This is a genomic window from Pontiella desulfatans, assembly GCF_900890425.1.
Classification (GTDB): domain Bacteria; phylum Verrucomicrobiota; class Kiritimatiellia; order Kiritimatiellales; family Pontiellaceae; genus Pontiella; species Pontiella desulfatans.
In genome coordinates this window covers 1,067,800-1,088,300 of record NZ_CAAHFG010000003.1, presented here as the reverse complement: position 1 = coordinate 1,088,300, position 20,501 = coordinate 1,067,800, and the positions used below count along the sequence as shown (strand labels likewise).

Annotated in this window: 18 protein-coding genes and 1 pseudogene; 4 read left to right on the top strand and 15 right to left on the bottom strand. The window is 57.6% G+C overall.

The window, feature by feature from the left end:
* Positions 1 to 47: 47 nt before the first annotated feature.
* The 7 genes from rsmA to E9954_RS24940 form a co-directional block, all read right to left on the bottom strand.
* Complete coding sequence (rsmA, locus tag E9954_RS24970; RefSeq protein ID WP_136081986.1) at positions 48 to 884, bottom strand: 16S rRNA (adenine(1518)-N(6)/adenine(1519)-N(6))-dimethyltransferase RsmA; 837 nt, start codon at positions 882 to 884, stop codon at positions 48 to 50.
* 64 nt (positions 885 to 948) lie between these two features.
* A complete protein-coding gene (gene pdxA / locus E9954_RS24965) occupies positions 949 to 1,905 on the bottom strand; it encodes a 4-hydroxythreonine-4-phosphate dehydrogenase PdxA (RefSeq protein ID WP_136081985.1) in 957 nt (318 codons plus the stop codon).
* Positions 1,906 to 1,911: 6 nt separating this feature from the next.
* The gene (locus tag E9954_RS24960) at positions 1,912 to 3,108 is read right to left on the bottom strand and encodes a DUF362 domain-containing protein (RefSeq protein ID WP_136081984.1); all 1,197 of its coding nucleotides are present in this window, start codon (positions 3,106 to 3,108) and stop codon (positions 1,912 to 1,914) included.
* A 124-nt stretch (positions 3,109 to 3,232) separates the two neighbouring features.
* Complete coding sequence (locus E9954_RS24955) at positions 3,233 to 4,207, bottom strand: DUF4340 domain-containing protein (RefSeq protein ID WP_136081983.1); 975 nt, start codon at positions 4,205 to 4,207, stop codon at positions 3,233 to 3,235.
* A gap of 128 nt (positions 4,208 to 4,335) precedes the next feature.
* Entirely contained in the window at positions 4,336 to 6,171 is a 1,836-nt protein-coding gene (locus E9954_RS24950; protein ID WP_136081982.1) for a GldG family protein, read from the bottom strand.
* Between the two features lie 95 nt (positions 6,172 to 6,266).
* Complete coding sequence (locus tag E9954_RS24945) at positions 6,267 to 7,013, bottom strand: ABC transporter permease (protein ID WP_136081981.1); 747 nt, start codon at positions 7,011 to 7,013, stop codon at positions 6,267 to 6,269.
* Positions 7,013 to 7,951: an ABC transporter ATP-binding protein gene (locus E9954_RS24940; protein WP_136081980.1), complete on the bottom strand. Its 939-nt coding sequence runs from the start codon at positions 7,949 to 7,951 to the stop codon at positions 7,013 to 7,015. Before E9954_RS24940 ends, E9954_RS24945 begins: the two co-directional genes overlap by 1 nt.
* A 238-nt stretch (positions 7,952 to 8,189) precedes the next feature.
* Here E9954_RS24940 and E9954_RS24935 point away from each other — a divergent pair, with 238 nt between their 5' ends.
* A complete protein-coding gene (locus E9954_RS24935; RefSeq protein WP_136081979.1) occupies positions 8,190 to 8,864 on the top strand; it encodes a winged helix-turn-helix domain-containing protein in 675 nt (224 codons plus the stop codon).
* A complete protein-coding gene (locus E9954_RS24930; protein ID WP_136081978.1) occupies positions 8,845 to 10,260 on the top strand; it encodes a sensor histidine kinase in 1,416 nt (471 codons plus the stop codon). Before E9954_RS24935 ends, E9954_RS24930 begins: the two co-directional genes overlap by 20 nt.
* On the opposite strand, the pseudogene E9954_RS33720 reads toward E9954_RS24930, so the two are convergent.
* The 5 genes and pseudogenes from E9954_RS33720 to E9954_RS24910 form a co-directional block, all read right to left on the bottom strand.
* A pseudogene (locus E9954_RS33720) lies at positions 10,257 to 10,448 on the bottom strand (DnaJ C-terminal domain-containing protein); the annotation flags it as partial. The gene E9954_RS24930 and the pseudogene E9954_RS33720 overlap by 4 nt on opposite strands.
* A gap of 27 nt (positions 10,449 to 10,475) precedes the next feature.
* Positions 10,476 to 10,754, bottom strand: coding sequence for a YggT family protein (locus E9954_RS24925; RefSeq protein WP_136081977.1), 279 nt, complete (start codon positions 10,752 to 10,754; stop codon positions 10,476 to 10,478).
* Positions 10,755 to 10,817: 63 nt separating this feature from the next.
* A complete protein-coding gene (locus tag E9954_RS24920) occupies positions 10,818 to 11,276 on the bottom strand; it encodes an Hsp20/alpha crystallin family protein (RefSeq protein ID WP_136081976.1) in 459 nt (152 codons plus the stop codon).
* 19 nt (positions 11,277 to 11,295) lie between these two features.
* Entirely contained in the window at positions 11,296 to 11,697 is a 402-nt protein-coding gene (locus tag E9954_RS24915; RefSeq protein WP_136081975.1) for an Hsp20/alpha crystallin family protein, read from the bottom strand.
* 13 nt (positions 11,698 to 11,710) lie between these two features.
* Positions 11,711 to 12,145, bottom strand: coding sequence for an Hsp20/alpha crystallin family protein (locus E9954_RS24910; RefSeq protein WP_136081974.1), 435 nt, complete (start codon positions 12,143 to 12,145; stop codon positions 11,711 to 11,713).
* Positions 12,146 to 12,441: 296 nt separating this feature from the next.
* On the opposite strand from E9954_RS24910, the gene E9954_RS24905 reads away from it, so the two are divergent.
* Positions 12,442 to 12,645: a type II toxin-antitoxin system HipA family toxin gene (locus E9954_RS24905; RefSeq protein ID WP_136081973.1), complete on the top strand. Its 204-nt coding sequence runs from the start codon at positions 12,442 to 12,444 to the stop codon at positions 12,643 to 12,645.
* A 91-nt stretch (positions 12,646 to 12,736) separates the two neighbouring features.
* Here the strand turns inward: E9954_RS24905 and E9954_RS24900 are convergent, their stop codons facing one another.
* Positions 12,737 to 13,852, bottom strand: a complete 1,116-nt coding sequence (locus E9954_RS24900; protein WP_136081972.1) for a Fic family protein — start codon at positions 13,850 to 13,852, stop codon at positions 12,737 to 12,739.
* Between the two features lie 569 nt (positions 13,853 to 14,421).
* On the opposite strand from E9954_RS24900, the gene E9954_RS24895 reads away from it, so the two are divergent.
* Positions 14,422 to 15,732, top strand: a complete 1,311-nt coding sequence (locus E9954_RS24895) for a tyrosine-type recombinase/integrase (protein ID WP_136081971.1) — start codon at positions 14,422 to 14,424, stop codon at positions 15,730 to 15,732.
* A gap of 1,881 nt (positions 15,733 to 17,613) precedes the next feature.
* Here the strand turns inward: E9954_RS24895 and E9954_RS24890 are convergent.
* Both E9954_RS24890 and E9954_RS24885 read right to left on the bottom strand, forming a co-directional pair.
* Positions 17,614 to 17,925, bottom strand: a complete 312-nt coding sequence (locus E9954_RS24890) for an RNA polymerase sigma factor (protein WP_136081970.1) — start codon at positions 17,923 to 17,925, stop codon at positions 17,614 to 17,616.
* A gap of 355 nt (positions 17,926 to 18,280) precedes the next feature.
* Complete coding sequence (locus E9954_RS24885) at positions 18,281 to 20,494, bottom strand: primase-helicase family protein (protein ID WP_136081969.1); 2,214 nt, start codon at positions 20,492 to 20,494, stop codon at positions 18,281 to 18,283.
* Between the last annotated feature and the right edge of the window lie 7 nt (positions 20,495 to 20,501).

Genomic DNA, 20,501 nt, shown 5'->3' with positions numbered 1-20,501 from the left:
TGATAGTATCAAACGATACTATCGCGTCAACATAGAATCATATGACGCTATCGGGATAGCACCCGGGCCAATTGCGCCCAGCGCTCGATCTCAATCTTTTCGGGGCGTTCGGCGTGCTCGATTCCCGCGTCGGCAAGAATGGGATCGACCGGCTCAACGCCGAGTTTTTTGAGAATGGTGCCGATCTGCTTGCGGCGCTGGGAAAAACAGCCCTTCACCAGCTTCTTGAACAGCGGATATAGCTCCTCTTCAATGAGCGGTTCAGAACGCCGCTCCATCTTCACCACGGCCGACCACACCTTTGGTGGAGGCAGAAAACAGGTCGGGCTGATTTTTTTGACCAGCTTGTTTTCATAGTAGACACCGGTCAGGATCCCGAGCACGCCATAATGCCCATCGCCGGGCGGGGCGCACAGCCGATCCGCCACCTCCTTCTGGATGGTGAGCGACATCAGTTCCGGGCGGTGCGCGCACTCGGCAATATCCACCATCAAGCGGCTCGCCACGGAATACGGCAGATTGGCCGCCACCTTGGTGATGCCCTTTTCGAACAGCGCATCCATATCGACGTCCAGCGCATCGGACTCAACGAGGGTGAAGCTGGAGAAGCGCGACTTCAGGTATTTCACCATCGTCGGATCCTTCTCGATGCAGGTCACCGACTTGGCCTGGGGAATAATCCGTTCCGTCAGCGCGCCGAGGCCTGGTCCGATTTCGAGCACGGATTCGTCCGGCTGGATCTGGGCGGTGGCGGCGATGATGTCGAGGATGTTGGCATCGATCAGATAGTTTTGCCCCAGCCCCTTGTTCGGGCGGTGCCCCAGTTGCGCCAGCAGTCCGCGCACTTCCTTCGGGCTCGTCAATTTCGGTTCTTCAGACATCATTGCTTCCGTTATTTCTGCAACGAATAACGGCTGAGAGGATTCGTTGCTTCACATTCATTCGTTGCTACTTGTTTTTCCAAGGGTTGGGCTTGCCGGCCATTTCGATGGCGAGGGCGATTGCGTTTTGCATGCTTTTCGGCGAGGCCTCGTTTTTCCCGGCAATGCCGAAGGCGGTGCCGTGGTCGGGCGAGGTGCGGATGATCGGCAGGCCGAGCGTTACGTTGATCCCCTCGTCGAAACCAATCATTTTCAGCGGAGCCAAGCCTTGGTCGTGGTACATCGCCACCACCGCATCATAGTCCCCTCTCAAGGCTTCATAAAAAATCGTATCGGCCGGAACCGCATCGGAAACATGGAACCCCTTTTTACGCGCTTCCTGGATGGCCGGGTTGATCAGCGTCTTTTCCTCGCAACCCAGCACCCCGCCATCGCCGGCATGGGGGTTGAGGCCACACACGCCGATTTTTCCATTTTCGATCCCAAACAACTTTAGGGCTTGGCCGGTCAATTCGATGTGTTCACGAACCAGCTCCTTCGTCAGCGCTTTCGGCACGTCGGAAATCGGCAGGTGGCGCGTCACGAGCATCACGCGCAGCCCACCGCCCATCAGCATCATGCCGAAGGTTGAAGTGCCGGTCAGGGAAGCCAGCAATTCGGTATGCCCCGGCACGTGAATTCCAGCTTCATGAAAGCCCTCCTTGCAGATCGGCGCCGTAACCATGGCATCCAAATCCCCGCTCAGGCAGCCCTCGACCACCCGCCGGATCGCTAGCTCCGCCGCCTGAGAAGCATCAACGGCCACCGAGCCCACATTCCACGCCACGTCAATTCCGACATCGCGCAAATGGACATGTTCAGGCAACTCCAGCTTCAACTCACGCGCCTGCATCTTGATTGCGGTGACCGGGCCATAGAGCATAAACTCCACATCGCGCGGCCAATCATGCAAACCAACCGCCTTAAGCGTGACCTCGGGGCCAATGCCATTGATATCGCCAATACTGATTCCGATCCGTTTCATATAACCTTATGGGTTGGAGGATTCGTCCTCAGCATGTTGCTGAAGCGTTTTAAAGATTTGGCTGCCGACGGGCGGGCATCCGGGAACAAAGATGCCGCCCTCTTTTTGCCGAATGGTGCATTGGCCAATGCACAAGGTTCCATCGGGCAGCTCGTCGTGCCCCTTCCCGATCGCCACCCGCAACGGTTCGTCTTCCGGGATATAGTCAGCCAGCGACTCGCCGAAACGTTGGAGAAACAGCAGCAACGTGGACTGGCAAGCACTGCAGGAATTTTTATCGAGCACCTCGATGTTCGGAAATTCGAACGACAGGTTTTTCGGCGCGGCCTTGAATTCGGACGCATAGTCCTGCCAGCTGTCCGGTGATACCCGGATCCGATCCAGATCGATGATGCCAAACCCATTCGCGGCACCGATCCGCAAATGGGGAATTTCCTCCGCCTTGCGCCCCATCAACCGGCAGGCCACGGCATCGGCCGCAAAACCATCGCCCCCGGCCAACACCACATTCAGTTCCTTGGGCGTCCCGGCACCCGGCCCCAGGCCTTCCAGACCGATGGAACCATCAATGAGCGCAAAGTGAGGCCGGAGCACCCCAGCCATATCACCAATGGCAATATCCAGCGATTTGTCGGTTGTGCCTTCCAGCTGAGGGAGCATGTGGAGATCGACCTTGCTACGCCGCCAAAGGCAGCCCTTCATGTTCTTGATCGAGAGTGTTGCGCCGGTGTGCATATGGATCTTCATCACCGGGATGGAGACCACGAAATCAAAATCAAAGACATCGGCGCAGATTTTAAGTGAGTCGATCACCTTGCCCTCCGGAACGGGCGTGATGACCGGCTTGCGCTCATCCATATCGATCAACGGGCAATCCTTCTCCCTCGCCACGTCGGCGATGCCGGAAAGCTCGAACGCCTCCATGGTCTTGACACCGGTGATCGGGCTTTCCCCAATGGACACGATTGCTCCGGCAGCACGGAAGGCATCGATCGCGGCGGCGACCACCTTGGGATTGGTATTGACCCCGGAGCCGACCTCCGACATCCGCCCGACATTGGGCTTCAACAACACGGTCTTTCCATTTACCGCCGTAAGGTCGAACGCGTCGAGCACCGTCAGCGTGTTGGCGTAGGCATCGGCTCCATGCACCACATGGACTTCAGGGCGTTCGGGATTCGGATTGAGGGGGTTGTCGGTCATGGGGCAAAAAGGTATCCCGCTTTGCCCCGCCGGACAAACAAAAAGGCCTTGGAGTGCGGGGGCAACCGAAAGTCGACACCGCTCCTACAGCGGCGGGGCACTTCGTTTCCCGCCGCACCAAAAACTAGTTCGCCTCCTCCTCTTCCGGCTCCTTGGCTTTGACGAGCTTGTCGCGGGTGAGGAGGAAATCGTTGGCCTCGTAGGTGCTCACTACGTATGTCCAGCCGTTGACCTTTTCGGGCACATCGCCGGAGAGACGGAGGTAGCGGCCGTTGTCGGCTTCGCCGCCCAACGTGACCGTATAGGACTTGTTGGTCGTCGAGGCGGTATAGGCGACGGCGTTGGTGAATCCGAGATCGGCGTCCGTCATTGCCGGATCGGCGACGGTCGTGCAGTTGAGGTATTGCAGCGCCATGCGCAGCTTGTTGGCCTCGGAGGATTGGAATTCCTCGGTCTCCTCGTCGAGGTCGGCGAGCGTCCACGTGTTGCTCACCGAATTCAGCTCCATATCGCCCGCCTTGACGGAAACGATGTCGGACGAGGAAACGTTGATCAGCTCGGTATCGATCCAGTCGTCGGATTCCTCTGTGAATGGACGGAAGTCGTAGTCGACCAGATAAATATCGTCCGCCCCGCCCTTCTGGACAAAGTGCTGGTTCGCCCAGCCTGCCGTATTGGAGGCCTCCCGACGCGCGCCGACTGCCAGCTTGACCGCGTCGTTGCCGCCGGTCTTCAGCACAATCGACTTGGCCTTATCCAGCCCGAACTCTGCGGCATCCACATTCGCCGAGCGAACCGGGCTGCCCATCGTCACTTCCGAGGCCGCACGCAGGGCATCGGCCAGCTTCTTGAAGTCGGCGGGATAGTTGAACAACGAGCCAACCACCCACTTCCCGTCCTGCTTCACCAACTCCACCGAGTCCGATCCCTCCGCGATGGCAACGCCGTCAACGGTGTTGAGATCCAGACCCTGCAATAGGGTTGCCGCGGTTTTATCCATGTCCGCCCGGTGCTTGTTTCCGCCCTTGTTCTGCATGAGGGCAATCCCCGCCAGCACCGCCAGCGCAATCACCATTCCGATTAGTTTCTTTGAAGTCATGATCAAACTCTCCTAATTAAGATTTCAGAATGAAGAATGAAGAATGGTTGGTCTGCGACAGCTTCTGTTGGAAAGGCCAACGCCGCCTGAGTTCCATCATTCTACATTCTGAAATCTACATTCTTCATTTACCTCGTTTTCTTGAGCCAGAGTCCGCGTGCAATGCCAAAGATGGCGACGAGGATCGGGATGCCGACAATGTTCATGGCCTTCAGGCGCACACCCAGCATTTCGATATCGCGCCGCAGGTTCTTGCGCACCTCCTTAAGCGACTGCTGGGTCTGGAAAACCTGTTCGCGGAACTTCTTGAGCTCGGCCTCCTGCTCCGGGCTGAGGAACATTTGCTGGCCGTCGTCGCGCGTCTGCTGGAGCTGCGACAGCTTGGCCTGCGTGGCTTGCAGCTCGGCATTCAGCCGCTGCTCCTCGGCCTGCCATTTGAAGGCGGCCTCCTTTTCCATTTGGATCACCCGGTCGAACGGCCGGTCGAACGAATTACGGCTGCGCAGGCCGATGAGCGCCTCGCTGCCGCACAGCTGTTCAACCATGTTGACGGCGAACGTCAGGTTGTCGTTGCGCGGTTGCACAATGGTCTGCCCCATGAAGTTCATGCTGTCGGTCGCAATGCGGTCGGCCAGCATATCGACATCCGAAACGAGAATCACAACACCGGGCTTTTCGGCCTGCTTGAGACCGCCGTCCCGATCCGGGAACGCCGTCTTGAACGAGCCGGTTACCCGCAACGCCAGCGGCACGCGCTTTTTGGCCGACGGAATATCAACGCGTCCCGAGCGGGCGGCCATGGTGCCGGCGGTGAAGCCGTCGTCTGCGGTAAAGACGAGTTCGGCCACGTCAACCCCATTGCTGGCGGACACCGCGAACGCCCCGGCGAACGGCATCATCATTTCGTTGAGGGAACCGGTGGCAATATCGTCGCGGTTGATGTGCGCAGTGCGCAACGACAGCCAGGTGGCGTTGCGCTGGGCACGTCCGCCGCCGGCATTGAGCAGGCTCGCCGCCGACTCGTCGGCCGCCAGTTGACCGGGCGTCATTTCGATGCCCCAGGCGGAGGTCAAGCGGTTGAGATCGGATGCCCCTTGCGGGGGCGGCATACCCATCTGCATCTGCTGCGGATTGGCGCTCTCCTGGGCGGTGATGCTCATCGGGTCGGTGAAGGCCAGCAGACGGCCGCCACGCAGCACGAACTGGTCGATGGCATAGAGCGCGTCGTCGGAGATGTCCGCCGGGTGGATGACTATTAGCGTATCGATGTCCGAAGCAATGTTGGTGGCCGTCATATCGATTCCCTCCACCTCGTACTGCCGCTCGATTTCGGAAACAACCGCCCACTTTCGCGAACCGCCGGCCTGCTGCATCATGTAGGGATTCGACGGCATGGAACCGTTCACCGGAAGCGCACTCATGATTCCGACCTTGGCGGACTTTTCCGTAGACACTTCGGAAACCATGCGGGTCAGCAAATATTCCAACCGCGGCTCGGCGCTCTGCGCGAGCATCGGGATGGCCGCCTCGCGGTTGCCGGAAACGGCGACGATGCCGAAATAGAGCCCGCCCCCCATACCGAACATATCGAGCGCCTGCGATTGCAGGCCGTAGCGTTGCGCCCACTCTTCCTCGTCGGAGTCGGGCTTCGGGTCGTATTCCTCGAGCACGAGGTAGCCGCCGGAGCGCGACTCGTATTCCTTGAGCAGGTCGCGCACGCGCGCCGCAAAATTTTTCATCGGCACCGGCAGGCGGTCGTTGCTCTTGGAAAAGTAAAACTTCAGCGTCACATCGCGCTCCAGCTCGCCCAGCAGCAGCTTGGTTCCCTCGGAGAGCGTGTAGAGCTTGTCCTCCGTCACGTCGGCGCGCATCCGTATCGGGCGCAGCACCGCGTTGAAGGCGATCAATATGCCCAGCAAAAGCAGCACGCCCGCCAGGCCGGTCATTTTTTTCATCTGGTTCATGTCTAAAATCCTTTCTGGAATTATTTGCCACAAGAGAGCGCAGAGACCGCAAAAGAAGGGTCTTTGTTTTCTTTGCGTTCCTTCGTGGCCACCCCCTACCTGCCGACTTTGTTTTTCAGAACAACCTGCGTGGCGAAGAGCATGAAGACCATCACCGATGCAAAGTAGACGAGGTCGCGCAGGTCGATGACCCCGCGTTGCAAGGCTTCGTAGTGCGGCATGAAGCTGAACGAGGCGACGCCGTCGACCAGCCACATGGGTGCCCAACGCGCCAGGAGATCAGTCACCGGCGGGTAGCCTGCCAGGATCAGGAACAGGCCAATCACCACGGCCAGGATGAAGCTGATCACCTGGTTGCGCGTTAGGGCGGAAGTGAACATGCCGGCGGCGACATAGGCACCGGCCAACAGGCCGCTGCCGATGTAGCCGGAAACAATGGAACCCATGTCGGGCGAGCCGAGGTAGGCGGCGGTCATCGGAACCGGCAAGGTGAGTGTCAGCGCCAACAGCATGAAGAGCCACGCGGCGGCAAACTTGCCGAGCAGCGCCTGCAGCGGCGTGACGGATACCGTGAAGAGCAGCTCGATGGTGCCCGACCGCCGCTCCTCCGCCCAGAGGCGCATGGCCACGGCGGGCACGAGGATCATGTAGAGCCACGGATGCCACGTGAAGAAGCCGTTCAGGCTCGCCTGCCCCGCCTCGAAGAATTGCGCAAGCGAGAAGGTGAAGAACCCGGCCAGCATCAGGAAAATGATGATGAAGACATAGGCCACCGGCGAGTCGAAATAGGCGCGCCATTCACGCTTGGCGATGGCGAGAACATGGGAGGTTGATTCGTTCATCAGGCCACCTCCTTTTTCTTGGAATCTTCGGTGCTGGTGATCTGGCGGAAGACATCGTCCAACCGGCCTTCATCGACCTTGATATCGGAAACCTTCCATTGGTTTTGCTGGGCGGTTCCGAGCACGTCGGCGGCAATGGACTTGCCGGCCTTGGGGAACGCGACAATCTTGCCATCCTCCAGCGCATGGACTTCCTTGACGCCCGGCAGCTTGCCGAGCTTGTCGGCAATGCCCTCGCCTTCGGCGGTGAGGGTGACGGCGTTGTATTTGGGACTGCGCGCCTTGAGCGCGGCGGGGGTATCGTCGGCCACGACCTTTCCGGCGCTGATGATAATGGCGCGGGTGCAAATGGCTTCGACCTCCTCGAGCACGTGGGTCGAAAGCATCACGACGCGCTCGGAAGCCATCTCCTTGATCATGTCGCGCACCACCTGTTTCTGGTTGGGGTCGAGCCCCTCGGTCGGCTCATCGAGCAGCAGGATGTCGGGATCGTGCAGCAGCGTCTGCGCAAGGCAGGTGCGCTGCCGGTAGCCCTTCGACAGGGTGTCGATCGTTTGGTTGCGCACCGGATGCAGGAAGCAGCGTTCGATGGCGCGCTCGACCCGGCTGTTGCGCTCGGTTCCGCTGAATCCGCGCACCTCGGCGAGGAAGCGTAGGAAACCGGATACGGTCATGTCCTCGTAGAGCGGCGTGGTTTCGGGCATGTAGCCGATGCTTTTCTGGGCGGCGACGGGATCGCTGGCCACATTGATGCCCTTGACGAACACATTGCCTTCGGTGGGCGGAAGGAATCCAGCCACCATGCGGATCGTGGTGGTCTTCCCGGCGCCGTTCGGCCCCAGGAAACCCAGCACGGTTCCCTTCTCGACTTCGAACGACACGCCATCGACTGCGCGCCGTTTCCCGAAGTCCTTGACCAAATCAACAGCTTTGATCATATGCTCTTCTCCTTGTTGGTTAATACATTTTGGCTAGGCGGCATCGTGCTGCCGTCCGGGAGCCCGCACAGGAACTGAACGACCCATGGTTCCACGATCCATTTAAGCGACTTGCCTGGTTTCTCCATTTGCTGCGGACATGCAACCCCGTGAACATTGCGGCAACCTTTCGGAAACATTACAACGCGGTAATGTTTTCCCGGTTGACAAGGCTCGGCCATCCCGATTAGCTCAAGCCATGCGAATGTTGATTATCGAAGACGATCCGAAGATTTCGTCCTTTCTGGAAAAGGGATTCCGGGAGGTGGGCTATGCCGCCGATGTGGCGGAGGATGGCGAGGCGGGACTTTCGATGACCCGGCAGGATGTATACGACGCCATCGTGGCCGACCTGATGCTGCCAAAGCTCGATGGGCTCGGCATGATCGAGCGCATGCGTGCGGAAGGCACCGACACCCCGGTCATCATTCTCAGCGCCAAGCGCTCGGTGGACGACCGCATCCGCGGCCTGCAGGCCGGGGGCGACGACTATATGGTGAAACCCTTTTCCTTTTCCGAGCTGCTGGTACGCATCCAAACCCTGTTGCGCCGGGCGCAGCGAACTCCGCAGGCCACGATCCTGCGGGTCGGCGATCTCCGGCTCAACCTGACCGACCGCACGGCCGAGCGCGACGGGGAACCGATTGAACTCCAGCCGCGCGAGTTCGCCCTGCTCGAATACCTCATGCGCAACCCCGGGCGGGTCGTCACCAAAACCGCCATCCTGGAACATGTCTACGACTATAGCTTCGACCCGCAGACCAATGTGGTGGATGTGCTGGTCTGCCGCCTGCGCAACCGGATCGACAAGCAGTTCGATCAAAAGATGATCCAGACCGTACGGGGGGTTGGCTATGTCCTCAAGGCCGACTAAACCGCGCCGTTCGCCCCTCGCCTTCCGGCTCGCACTGCTCTACACCGTCTTTCTCGCCGTATCGTTCACCGTGCTTTTCACCGTGATCTACCAACGGGTCGACCGCATTATGCAACAACGTGATCGCGATGTGATCCAGGCGCAGGTTGAAAAATTCAGCACGCTCTACCGGCACGGCGGAGAACCGGCGCTGGCTAACTATTTCAGCCAACCGGTCACCCAGACTGAACCGGTATTTGTCCGCATCGTCGACCGCTACAACCAGGTTCGCTTCATCACCGTCTCGCACCCCCTTTGGAACCTGCTCGACCAGAAGATGCGGAAGGCCGGCGACATCCACGGCAAATCGCGCTGGGACATGCTCGCCCAGGAAGAAGCCGAGGGCAGTTGGATGGTCGGGACGCAGCCGCTCAGCGGAGGATTCTATTTGCAGGTCGGCCATAGCAATGCGACCGGCCGGGTCGTCATGGCGCACCTGCGGCGCACCGGACTTCGCATTCTGCTTCCCGCCCTGCTGGTCAGTCTGCTGGGCGGTTGGCTGATTTCGCGCAGCGCGCTCTCCCCCTTGCGCGCATTGGTGGATACCGCCGAGCATATCGTGGACACCGGCGACCAGAAGCGGCGCGTCCCGGAACAAAGGCAACGCGGCGAATTGGCGGTTTTGGGAGCCCTCTTCAACAAGGTGCTCGACCAGAATGAAAAACTGGTGGAAGGCTCGCGCGAAGCCCTCGACCATGTCGCCCACGATCTGCGCACCCCGATGACCCACCTGCGCAACTCGGCCGAACACGCCCTGCAGGCCGAACCCGACCTGCGGGTGCAACGCGAGGCGCTGGCCGACTGCATGGAGGAATCCGAACGCATCCTGCAGCTGCTCAACGCCCTGATGGATCTGGCCGAAGCCCGGTCGGGCGGCATGGCGCTCGCGCCGGAATCCTGCGCCCTGCGCGAGCTGGCGGACGAAGTGACCGAACTCTACGCCATCGTGGCGGAGGAACGGAACATTGCATTGCGCAACGAGGTGCCGACCTACCTGACCGTCGAAGCCGACCGGATGCGGTTGCGCCAATGCCTGGCCAACCTCGTCGACAACGCCCTGAAATACAGCGGCCCCAACACCACGGTGACCCTTGGCGGAAGCTCGTCCGAACAGGACGTGGTGCTTCGGGTTTCAGACCAGGGGTGCGGCATCGGCGAAGAGGATATGGAAAAGATCTGGAACCGGCTCTACCGCGCCGAACCCAGCCGCGGCACGCCGGGGCTCGGGCTGGGACTGAGCATGGTGCGCGCCATCGCCGAGGCGCACGGCGGCACCGTGCAGGTGGAAAGCAATCCCGGCGAAGGAGCCACCTTCAGCCTGCTTCTGCCGCGCAAGGTGGCTTTGAAGAAAAACTAATTCCGCTTTTCATTGGCGAGATCGGCAAGCTTTTTGTAGAGCTTCTTTTCCTCGGCGGATGGATTGCGGGGCACGACGATCTTCACCACCGCGTAGACATCGCCCCGTCCGCCGCCGGGCTTGCTGAGTCCCTTTCCGCAAAGCCGGAACTTGCGGCCGGGCTGCGTGCCGGGAGGAATATTAAGCGAGGCACGGCCATCGTTCCAACCTTGTTTCTAGAATGGCGGCACCAACAGCGACAGGATGGCGGACTTGAGCAAGCCCAACCCGATATAGAGCACAAGTGGGCTCAAGTCCACGGCCGTGCATCCGAACTGCGGGGAGGGGATCCACCGCCGGATCGGTGCAAGGAGCGGTTCGTACCAGCGGGAAAGCCACGACCGCAGGCCATCGGCCGCGGGATGCGCGAACCACGTGCAGAGCACATAGGCCAGCAACCCCAGATTGTAGAGGCCGAATCCATAGTGAACCAATCTTGCCAACAGCATTGTCATTGTCCTTCATCTCCAATGGTTTGATCCGAGGGCGGGGCGTGCGAGCCCCGCCCGTCCCATGTGTTAATCGGTACTGATGGGAATACGCTTGCTCGCGGTCTTGGCCTGTTCCGTCTTCGGCAACGTCAGTGTGAGCACGCCGCGCTTGAACTTGGCCTTGACCTTGTTGCGGTCGATCGCCACCCGTAGCGGAAAGGAGCGGAAGAAACTGCCGTGGCTCATTTCAGAGACCCGGTAGTTCCGCTTTTTTTCCTCGTGCTGTTCCTGGCGTTCACCGCGGATGGTCAGGACTTCTTCATCGATCGTGACTTCAATATCCTTCTCTTCCATCCCCGGAAGCTCGGCCTTGACGCGGATTTCATCATCGGTTTCCGAGACTTCGTAGCCGGTATCCCCCGCGAACCGACGGGCACGGCCTCCAAATCCGTGGTAGTAGACATCGAACAGGTCATTGATCTCCCGGTGGAGCAAGTCGAACGGATGTTCGTCGCGCTTTTTCCAAGGAACCAACTTGTCTTTCATATCAACACACCTCCTTGCATTATCCTCCGGTTGAGATTTCTATCTTGCGCGGCTTGGCCTGTTCGGCCTTGGGCAGCTCGATATCGAGCACCCCGTTGTGCAACCGGGCGCGGATTTTGTCGCGGTCGATCAGTTGCGGCACGTTGAACTTGCGGCGGAAGACGCCGGTTTGGTATTCCCCCGTCAGCAGGTCCACCCCATCGGGCTTGGCGGCAGCCTGGGTTCCGGTGATTTCCAGCTCGGTGTTGTCGAGCCGGATATCGACCTGATCCTGCGCTACGCCGGGCATGTCGCAGCGGACAAGGATGGCATCATCCTTTTCGTAGATGTCCGTTGCGGGGACAAACACCTTGGCGTCTCGCGTGGGTTCAAGTTCGTTGCGATCCATCTTTTCGAGGGCTTTTTCCTTGTTGTCTTTCATGATGCATACCTCCTTAGGATGTTTTGATTTCAATGCGCTTGGGTTTGGTGGCCTCGTGCCGAGGCATCACCACCGTCAGCACCCCGTTTTCATAGTTGGCGGTCACCTTGTCGTTCTCGACCGCGAAGGGGAGGCGCACGGTGCGCACGAACTTACCGGTGTCGCGCTCGCTACGGTGGCAGACCGCATCCTCCGCCGGCTTGTCGCCCTTGCGCTCGCCCTTGATCGTGAGCTGGTTGTTGACCACGCTCAGGTCGAGGTCTTTCGTTTCCAGTCCAGGCAGCTCGGCCGTGACGACGGCGCTGTCGGCATTGCCCCACACGTTGAGTGCCGGGAAGCGGGACATGGCAGTCCCGCCATCGTATCCGTCGAACAGACGGTTCATTTCCCGTTGAAGGCCGCGAAGCTCTTCGAACGGGCTCCATGATCTTGAATCGTTCCAGTACATGATCTGTATTCCTTTCGTTTCCACTCCCGCGCCCATCGCGGAAGTGCGCCCAATGGCTTCAACCGCCCATTATCAAAAAATGTGCCAACGGAGGATTGGTTGTTTTTCCAAATGAAATCGCCATTTCTTGAAAAAACGAACGAGATAGCGCGTGAAAAAATGTCACACCTGAACGGATACACTGTGTCATTTATTTGCGCTCGCTCTGCCGTCAAGCCACAAAAAAAGGTTGTTCACGGAAGTGCGGCTCAGAGATCCCGTCGCGTTGCCAGATGAGGTAGGTCGTAGATATTCAGATGGAGGAGGTATTCTTCGTCGCGGCAGCCGTCGTCCTGTCACGTCAGTCAAAGGAACTTGAAACCATTCTCGGCACCCTGCCTAATAAATTCCTTCTTGCCGGGGAGGTGGAAGCCCGCCTCTCCTTGGCCGGAGCCCAGAATAAACTGGCAAAATCGATAACCTCCGGCTCAGGGAACTACCTCCGGCGCTTTTTCCTTTAACATGCCAACATTACTTGACCACTCATGATTCCAGCCGGGTTGACATGCTTGCCAACAGGTGTGATGCCGAACTTGGGCGTCATACCCATAGTTAAGATTGGAAACTCTGCATGTTCAGATGATATCGGGTGTGTTTGAGTTCGCCGGTGCGGGATAGCGCGCCCTTCTCCACCAAATCCTTAAGATCACGTGTCGCGGTCGATGCGGAGGTCTTGGCAATGCTGATGTAGTTTTCGGCACTTAAGCCGCCTTTAAACCCTTCCAACCCCTCGGCAAACATACGAACGAGAACCTTATGCTGACGGGCGTTCAATTGATCACCCAAGCGATCAAAGAAACGAGCCTTCTCGATGAGAAAATCAACGCACCGGATCGTGTAAGCCTGCGCCTCCAAAATGGTCTCAGCGAAATAATGAAGCCACTCAGTAACTTCCAGCTTCCGATTCGCACGCTCCAACGCCGCATAGTAATCTTTTCGTTTGGCTTCGATAGTTCGTGCCAATGCGATCAACGTTGGCTGCCCTAGGTTCTGCGAAAGGGCTTTCTCGGATATGGCGCGGCCAACCCGGCCATTGCCGTCTTCAAACGGATGAATGCTCACAAAATAGAGATGAGCGATACCCGACCGAATCAAGGCAGACAACGGCTGCTCACCGTTTGGTGCAGTTTGGTTGAACCACTGTATGAAACCATTCATCTCCGGCTGCATCCGATCCGATGGCGGAGCCTCAAAATGCACCTTACGTTTACCAACGTGACCGGACACCACCTGCATTGGATCGCCGGATGTCCGATAACAGCCTGCATCAACAATATCACGTCGGCCGCTCATAAGCAGGGAATGCCATTTAAACAGAACTTTGTTAGACAGCGCCTTCTTCCAGGTTTCGTAAAGATTGACCGTCATTTCCGCGACGCCCTGCTCCGCCGGAGGAATCCGGCCATGCTCCGTCGGCAGCCCAAACTGATGCCGAATCGAGGATTGCAGACTCTCCCTATTCAGGTATTCCCCTTCTATCTCCGACGTCTTCAGTGCTTCCTCGCTCATCAGCTCAATTTTGAGTGCAGTTTTCTCACTCTCATCAAGGTGTTTGTAAGAGCCCAACAAAATACCCGATGAAGTCAGAAACCTGGACTCCATCGCCGCAAACGCAGATTTATCATATTCAAAATTTGGCCAGTCCGGCAGTTCCCAATTCCATTTCATGAGCTATAGCCCCTTTTAATATAGCTCATATATAATCATTATATGGGCTATATAAAAGCTATATATAGCCCAAAAAGTTCGCTTTTCCATCTAGAAAGCCTACCAGTCGAAAAAACAGGGGTCGAACTCGCAGAGAAACGGAGAGCGAGCGGAGAAATGTTGCTAAAAAGGCAGCAACAGACATTAGGTACTGGGGTTTTGAAAAGGAGGAGAACGTGGCGAATACCGCATTTACTGGGGAAAACTCGCGTAAAAATGAAAAAGGCGAACTCGCATTGAGTTCGCCGTTAGAAAAAATGGTCGGCCCGGTTGGATAGCGATGCGAACCTTCTAAAAATGACTCTCCATTCGGATCGGTACGATCAGGATGGCAATTCAAACGGATGACGGGGTGAATCCGACCAAGACATCTACTGTAAAGCACTTACCTAAAGTATGTTGCGAATAGGAAACATTTCTTTATCTACCTGCACCGGACCAGACTTCGGGGGAAACTTCGGGTCTGCCGGTTTGAAACGCCCTCTTTGTATGAGGGCATTGCAAATCGAAACATTAAGCAGGAGATCGTCATGGGTGTAGAAGTCACCAGAAAGAAAAACGGTTCATTGAGTTCGAAGTGGTGGTATGGCCGCTTCACCGTCGAAGGGAAATCAAAGTGCGTAAACCTTGGGGTCAAAGTGGCGGGAACCGTTCCGTCTTCATTGAAGCAACCGGGAGATACGGCGTTTGAACGCTCGCGGATGCGTGCACAGCTCAAACTGGATGAGCTGAGGAAAGAAGCCGTCAGCCAAAAGGCGGCGGAACATCACCTAAAGGAATTGTATGAAATAAAATCCGGCGGAGGTATCCAACAGATCGAGTTAACCGAGATGGAGGAGCGCTGGGAACTATTACCCGCAAAACGGAAACGTTCAGCACAGCAGACCGCTGTTCAAAAAGCCAACATCCGAAGGTTCAGGGAATATATCCAGGAAAACCACCCGCAAGTGAAATACCTTTCACAGGTTACCCGCAAAATGGCCCTCGCATGGGTAAAGCATCTCAAGGAGATTCCCTACTCAGGCGCCAGCCATAACATCAAACTTTCGGTTGTCAGGAGCCTGTTCGAGCAGGTTGCGACCGAAGCGGGAATACTCTCCAACCCATTCGCCGGCATTCCCTACCAGCCACTGAACACGGTCCATCGCAAACCGTTCTCTGAAGCAGAATTGGCCGCCATCCTGAAGCATGCCAACAAAGTCATACGCCCTGTAATCATAACGGGCATGTGCACTGCCATGCGCCGGGGTGATTGCTGCCTATTGAAATGGGAAGCCGTGGATCTCGCGAACGGTTTTATCAATGTCAAAACATCAAAGACCGGAGAGTATGCCGAAATCCCCCTGTTCCAGTTGTTGCGAAAGGAACTGGAACGGCGCCCCAAAAATGGAGAATACGTCTTTCCCGAAGCAGCGGCTATCTACATACAAGATGCCGACAAAATAACCGCAGTATTCAAACAGGCGTTGAAAGATGCGGAAATCACGGATACGCATGTTATGCGACAGAACACGAAGCGCATGGCCAGCGTCAAGGATTTCCACTCGTTACGAACAACGTGGATTACCATGGCTCTGACAGCCGGAGTTCCGATGGAGCTCGTACGACGTGTAACCGGCCACTCCACCGTCAACATCGTGTTGAAGCACTACTTCCACCCCGGTCGCGAGGATTTCCGCGAAGCCCTGGAAACCGCCCTGCCCGAAATGATGACCGGCAGGACAACGAAGAAGAAATCCCACACAACACGATTACAGGAACTGATCGCTCAGGCCGGTTCAATGAAAAAGAAGGAACTGGTCAGAAAGATTGAAAAGATTCTCGACGAAATGGCTGCTTAACCGCCGCATGTTGCAGACGGTTTCATTCGACTGTTAATAACAGGGATTAACAGGGGCAAAGGGGTGTAGAATCCCTGCAAAGTGCAGGGAAATGCAGGGGCGCGGAGCGCACGCGCAGCGCTGGAAGGGGGGTCCCTCCGGGGGGAAACCATCCGGTTTGGCTTCGCCGCCGGCTCGCTTCGCTCTGCTCGGCCTCGCGCCGCTCGGGCGAAATTTTCCAGGCATTGGAAACTTTTTTTTTGGAAGGGGGTCCGGGGGAAACCTTTTGTGCCACTCCCGCTGGTCGTTGCTTCGCCTTCGGGAAGCCTCACTGCGCAAGCTTGTGTCCAATGGTTGGAAACCTCCGGGGCAAAAGTTCCAATGATTGGAAGTTTTGAAACGGATTGAAACGTCGCTTGGGGCCCCACTCCGTTCTTCGCGTCTTAGCGCGAGATCATCCCTCTCCCTGGGAAAAGTTCCAATGGTTGGAAAACCAAAGTTTCCAATGTCTGGAAGTCCCACTTGCCCCGCAGGGTAGCCGCAGGGCGGCCGTTCCGGAGCGCGATAATTAAAAAACCCGAGCGCGAGGTGCCCCGGTTCCCGGGCGGGGGCCTTGGGCGTGGCCAGCGAGCTTGCGAGATGGGCGCGCCATGGCCGGGCGGGAGGGGGATGCGGTGGGTGCAGGCGATAGCCGAAACCACGCGACCACGACCGCCCCGCCCGACCGCCATAGCGCTACGTAAAGGACCTGGAGGAAGGGGCCGGGGCTGGCGCGGGTTAGGCGTAAGCCGAAGCTGTGACCGCTATGGGGCAAAGGGGTGAGGCCGAAGGCCGAGGGGGAAGCGGGCGCCCGCCGGGGGCTGCCCCTTTTTCCAGAGATTGGAAGTTATCCGATGAAGGCTTTGGCAAGTGGGAGTGCGCGAGCCTTGCCACAGCCGGAACCCCCGAATGAAATGAGCAGCAAGGCGGACTTAACAGAATGGGTTCTGTTTAAGCGAGCCGGGTGCAAGAAAGCGAAATGTGCACCGCGAACGCATAACCGCGGTTATGCGACTTTGAGTGGTCCGAAGGATTCTGCGCCCGAAAGCGAGCGGGTCCGCCGCCGCAGGACAATGAGAGGGAGCAACGTGACCGACTGGAGCAGCCCGGCAAATTTTGCTTAAGCGTAGCGGCGAAACTGCCGACGGGGTGCGGCCGAAGGCGCCAAGCCCCGCAGGGTAGGCCGTAGGCCCCCGGAGGAAGAACGGCCCGGGCGGCTGAAGGCGAGAAGGGAGCGTGCGACCGGAACGCCTTGAGCCGTTCGGATCAGCCGGGCTTCCGGAGTGCAGCTGAAGCGCTTGAGCCGAATTTGCGTGGAACTCCCCGGAGGGCGAAGGCTGGGCAGGCTGGCGATAGCCTTGGCTGCCCGGTGAGTGGAACGCAAAGGCGGCTGAAGTGCGCCGTGGCGGTAATAGCCGACACCGATACAGCGCTGACAAAGGAGAATTTGTGAAGGAGGCTGATTGAGGAGACCGGAAACGGACAGCGCCTTCGCGGGAACATAGATCCCCCACTATAACGACCGAACCAAGGACGGGATGGAACCCGTCCCTCCACTTGGCGGCGCTGGGAGTGGACGGGTCGACGAGTGAAGCTGGATGAACAATTTCTTCTTTGGCTCTAAGCGCGGAGCACATCCCCCCCGTTGCGGGGGGCTTGGGGGGTAACGCGAAGCAGCGCGAGGTGAACTTTGTGGATGACGGGCCGCAAGGGGTGCGGGGCGGCAAACCGTAGGTGCGTGCTCCGCAGCCCTGGAGGACCGGAAGGAGCAAAGGGCGCCTGGCGCTGCGGCATAGGTAAGCTGGAAACGTGACAGCGTTCTGCGCAGTAGGTTCTGAGCGCGTTTGCTGCATAGCTGCTATTTTATTGGGATTTACGTCGAGCACGCTTAACTATCTTCTCGGGGAAAAGGGGTCGCAGTGCTGGCCAATCGCGTAGTGCGCGTTTATGTCGCATCTCGGCGAGCTGGGTGGATATGCCGAGTTGCTCTCCGATCTCACGGTAGGTGGCGCCGAGAAAACGTAGTCCGACCACATCCCGCAACTCCGGATCGAGCATGAATATTCCCTTGATCAATTCAGTTAGCAGATCAGCGGGCAAGAGAGCCCCCGCCGGGATGGGGGAACAGGCGCTGGATAATAACCCAACAGTGGTTTGGGTATCGGTGTATTTCATGATGATCTCCTGTGTTGAATGTTATGTCAGCTGGAACTGACGTAATGCGGGAGCGGTGCGGCTCACGGCCTGACGTAAAACCATGAAAACCGAAACGTCAGGAATGATGTCAGGCAGGAAACCCCTGCAAACAGGGCGTTCTGACATTCCTGACATTATCACTATTAATATAAAAAGATATATAGAGGGGGGCTGAAAGCCGCGCTGACGTCGTGAACCTGCTGATCTGGGAGTTCCAGAGACTTTTTTCAGCATGATGTCAGACGTCAGGACGTCAGTAGAACGGTGTAATGCTTCGCCCGGTCGGGAACCAAACCTACAGCGTCTGCCGTGGCTATACTGCCCTACCTCATGATTAGAATGGAACAACATTGGATTCACCTCCGTTCATAAGGTTCTTGATATCGATGCACCACACTCGCTTGAACTCATGCCGCCGCTGTGTGATCGGATACCCCTGAGAAAAGAGTTTAGAGAGTTCCCGCCCTACCTGGCGGGTGGTGTATTTGGAAGCGATGCCGGCAAGGCCGTCGGTGTCGTTAAGCATCGCTGTCAAAAGATCTGTGGCGGAACCTTCCCAGATGTCCTCCACCTGCCCCTCGAAAAACTTGAGCAGGACCTCAAGAAATGAATAGGCGCTGGATGAATGACGTGCCGCTTCGAACAGGGAATCCTCGCAGTACGTTCGCACTCCGTACCGCGTATCGCCGATGACTTCGTCCGGTGGTTGCCAGTCGAGCAGCCAACGAAGAAAGAACGGCAACTCTGTAGCGATGATCGATTCTACATCGCGCGGGAAGGTAAAGGTGTCGCGTTCAGAAACCCGGAAGAGATTGATTTTATCCCGATTGGACAAGTCGACGTCGGGCAGAATACGGATCGACTCGGGATCGGTATTGCACGTCACCACCACTCGGCCGTTCCATTCGATCAACTTGTCGACGCGGTATTTCTCGCGCACGGAAAAGGTGCGATTGGCGGCCATCTTCTTGATGAGGGCAGAGAACTTCAGATGGGACTTGTTATCCGTAAGCGGTACGACATCGTCGACCGCCCAAACGGCACTGGTGAAGAGATGGCTATTGAAGTTATCGTCTCCGGACAGGAATGAGCTGGCATCAATATGGCCGCCGAAGATGCGGGACAGGATCACATTGGAGAGCAGGGTTTTTCCAGTGTTTGGAACTCCGGCAAAGAAGGATGCCTGCCCGGGGAGCATACGGCCGTCGAGCGCTGATTGATACCAGCGCTGCAGCCAGGCGTAGAAATAGTCGAGCTGTTCGGGTGGGTCGAAGAAGCCGGTGAAGAAGTTGTGCAGCCAGGGATAAGGGCAGGCACTGGGCGTTAGGGCCGGGGCATTAGGGGGCGATCCGAGGTCACGGCCCTCGGCTACAGTAGCCGGCGGGCCGCCGGCGGTACATTGCGGTGCGGATGATCCGGGGACACCGCCCCCGGCTACAACCTCTGCGGGTTGGAGGACATTGATGGTGGAGGTGTTGAGAACTCGGTCTGAACCGATCATAACGATGCCTTTGGGGCGGTGAACTAATGGAGCGGCGCAGGCGATGCGCTGGTGCTGCATAATACGCGTAAGTGCCTGCTCCACCTCGCTGTAATTTTCCCCGCGAGCGGGACTGCCGCGCAGGCCACGGTCGACCTTGAGGATCATGGCCATATCGGATTTGCAATAGGATTCCCAGTTGCCATCGGGAAGCTGCATCCAGCACTCGCGTCCATCAAAATAAATGTACGCAATGCTACCCCCGATCCGGTCAGCCACGAACTGTTTGACAAATTTTCTCCCCAGAATCGATGCCCACGGAACAAAGGCCTGCCCGCCGGTGAAACACTGCATCCCCGACTCGCGCACGATGGCCGCGGTCTCGTTGTCTGCATCGGGATCCCAAAAACGTGTACTACGTGCGCCAAAATCAAACAGCCCCTTCCAGCGACCGGGATACTGACGATGCACCTCTTCCTCAAGCACATCCATCGGAATGACCGGCCCCAGTTTGGGCCAGGCATAATTATGGGTAGATTCAATGGCCCACTGCATCATGAATGCGGAAGGGATTTCGTCATCTGACAACTTTTCCCAGTCGGTACCAGCCTCATAATACTTACAGGGATCTTCCAGGGCCTCGGCATCGAGTCCAACCAGCAGCTTTGAAAGCCGGAGTTTCTTTCTGATGTACCGCATGAGCTTTTTGGACAGCTCGTTGTTATGCAACGGCAACGGAAATTCGAGTTTCCAGAGCAGACGGGCTCCACCGGAGAACGTGCGACAGATGTATTGCGGCCTGAAATCGACGCAGCGCTCAAGGACGCTATCGCGCATATGCTCGTCAATGTTACCGTCATAATCCGCAACGATCCAATGGAGCATAACCGCCGGGTTGTTTTTGGAATCGATCCGGGCCCCGGCAACAAGACCTTCATAGCCGGAGTAGAACGTGTGCTCCACACTCGGGTTATTCCAACGGGCCTTGGGTGGTGCTGTGGTCGTTGTCTCCCAAGGCGTGCATTCTACGGTGCGGGACGAGGAGAGGTTCGGTATTGCATAAAACATGACAGGA

What these genes read in the sequence shown, in the direction of transcription:
- rsmA (WP_136081986.1), bottom strand. Translation starts at nt 884, where the DNA reads ATGATGTCTGAAGAACCGAAATTGACGAGCCCGAAGGAAGTGCGCGGA.
- pdxA (WP_136081985.1), bottom strand. Translation starts at nt 1,905, where the DNA reads ATGAAACGGATCGGAATCAGTATTGGCGATATCAATGGCATTGGCCCC.
- E9954_RS24960 (WP_136081984.1), bottom strand. Translation starts at nt 3,108, where the DNA reads ATGACCGACAACCCCCTCAATCCGAATCCCGAACGCCCTGAAGTCCAT.
- E9954_RS24955 (WP_136081983.1), bottom strand. Translation starts at nt 4,207, where the DNA reads ATGACTTCAAAGAAACTAATCGGAATGGTGATTGCGCTGGCGGTGCTG.
- E9954_RS24950 (WP_136081982.1), bottom strand. Translation starts at nt 6,171, where the DNA reads ATGAACCAGATGAAAAAAATGACCGGCCTGGCGGGCGTGCTGCTTTTG.
- E9954_RS24945 (WP_136081981.1), bottom strand. Translation starts at nt 7,013, where the DNA reads ATGAACGAATCAACCTCCCATGTTCTCGCCATCGCCAAGCGTGAATGG.
- E9954_RS24940 (WP_136081980.1), bottom strand. Translation starts at nt 7,951, where the DNA reads ATGATCAAAGCTGTTGATTTGGTCAAGGACTTCGGGAAACGGCGCGCA.
- E9954_RS24935 (WP_136081979.1), top strand. Translation starts at nt 8,190, where the DNA reads ATGCGAATGTTGATTATCGAAGACGATCCGAAGATTTCGTCCTTTCTG.
- E9954_RS24930 (WP_136081978.1), top strand. Translation starts at nt 8,845, where the DNA reads ATGTCCTCAAGGCCGACTAAACCGCGCCGTTCGCCCCTCGCCTTCCGG.
- E9954_RS24925 (WP_136081977.1), bottom strand. Translation starts at nt 10,754, where the DNA reads ATGACAATGCTGTTGGCAAGATTGGTTCACTATGGATTCGGCCTCTAC.
- E9954_RS24920 (WP_136081976.1), bottom strand. Translation starts at nt 11,276, where the DNA reads ATGAAAGACAAGTTGGTTCCTTGGAAAAAGCGCGACGAACATCCGTTC.
- E9954_RS24915 (WP_136081975.1), bottom strand. Translation starts at nt 11,697, where the DNA reads ATGAAAGACAACAAGGAAAAAGCCCTCGAAAAGATGGATCGCAACGAA.
- E9954_RS24910 (WP_136081974.1), bottom strand. Translation starts at nt 12,145, where the DNA reads ATGTACTGGAACGATTCAAGATCATGGAGCCCGTTCGAAGAGCTTCGC.
- E9954_RS24905 (WP_136081973.1), top strand. Translation starts at nt 12,442, where the DNA reads ATGGAGGAGGTATTCTTCGTCGCGGCAGCCGTCGTCCTGTCACGTCAG.
- E9954_RS24900 (WP_136081972.1), bottom strand. Translation starts at nt 13,852, where the DNA reads ATGAAATGGAATTGGGAACTGCCGGACTGGCCAAATTTTGAATATGAT.
- E9954_RS24895 (WP_136081971.1), top strand. Translation starts at nt 14,422, where the DNA reads ATGGGTGTAGAAGTCACCAGAAAGAAAAACGGTTCATTGAGTTCGAAG.
- E9954_RS24890 (WP_136081970.1), bottom strand. Translation starts at nt 17,925, where the DNA reads ATGAAATACACCGATACCCAAACCACTGTTGGGTTATTATCCAGCGCC.
- E9954_RS24885 (WP_136081969.1), bottom strand. Translation starts at nt 20,494, where the DNA reads ATGTTTTATGCAATACCGAACCTCTCCTCGTCCCGCACCGTAGAATGC.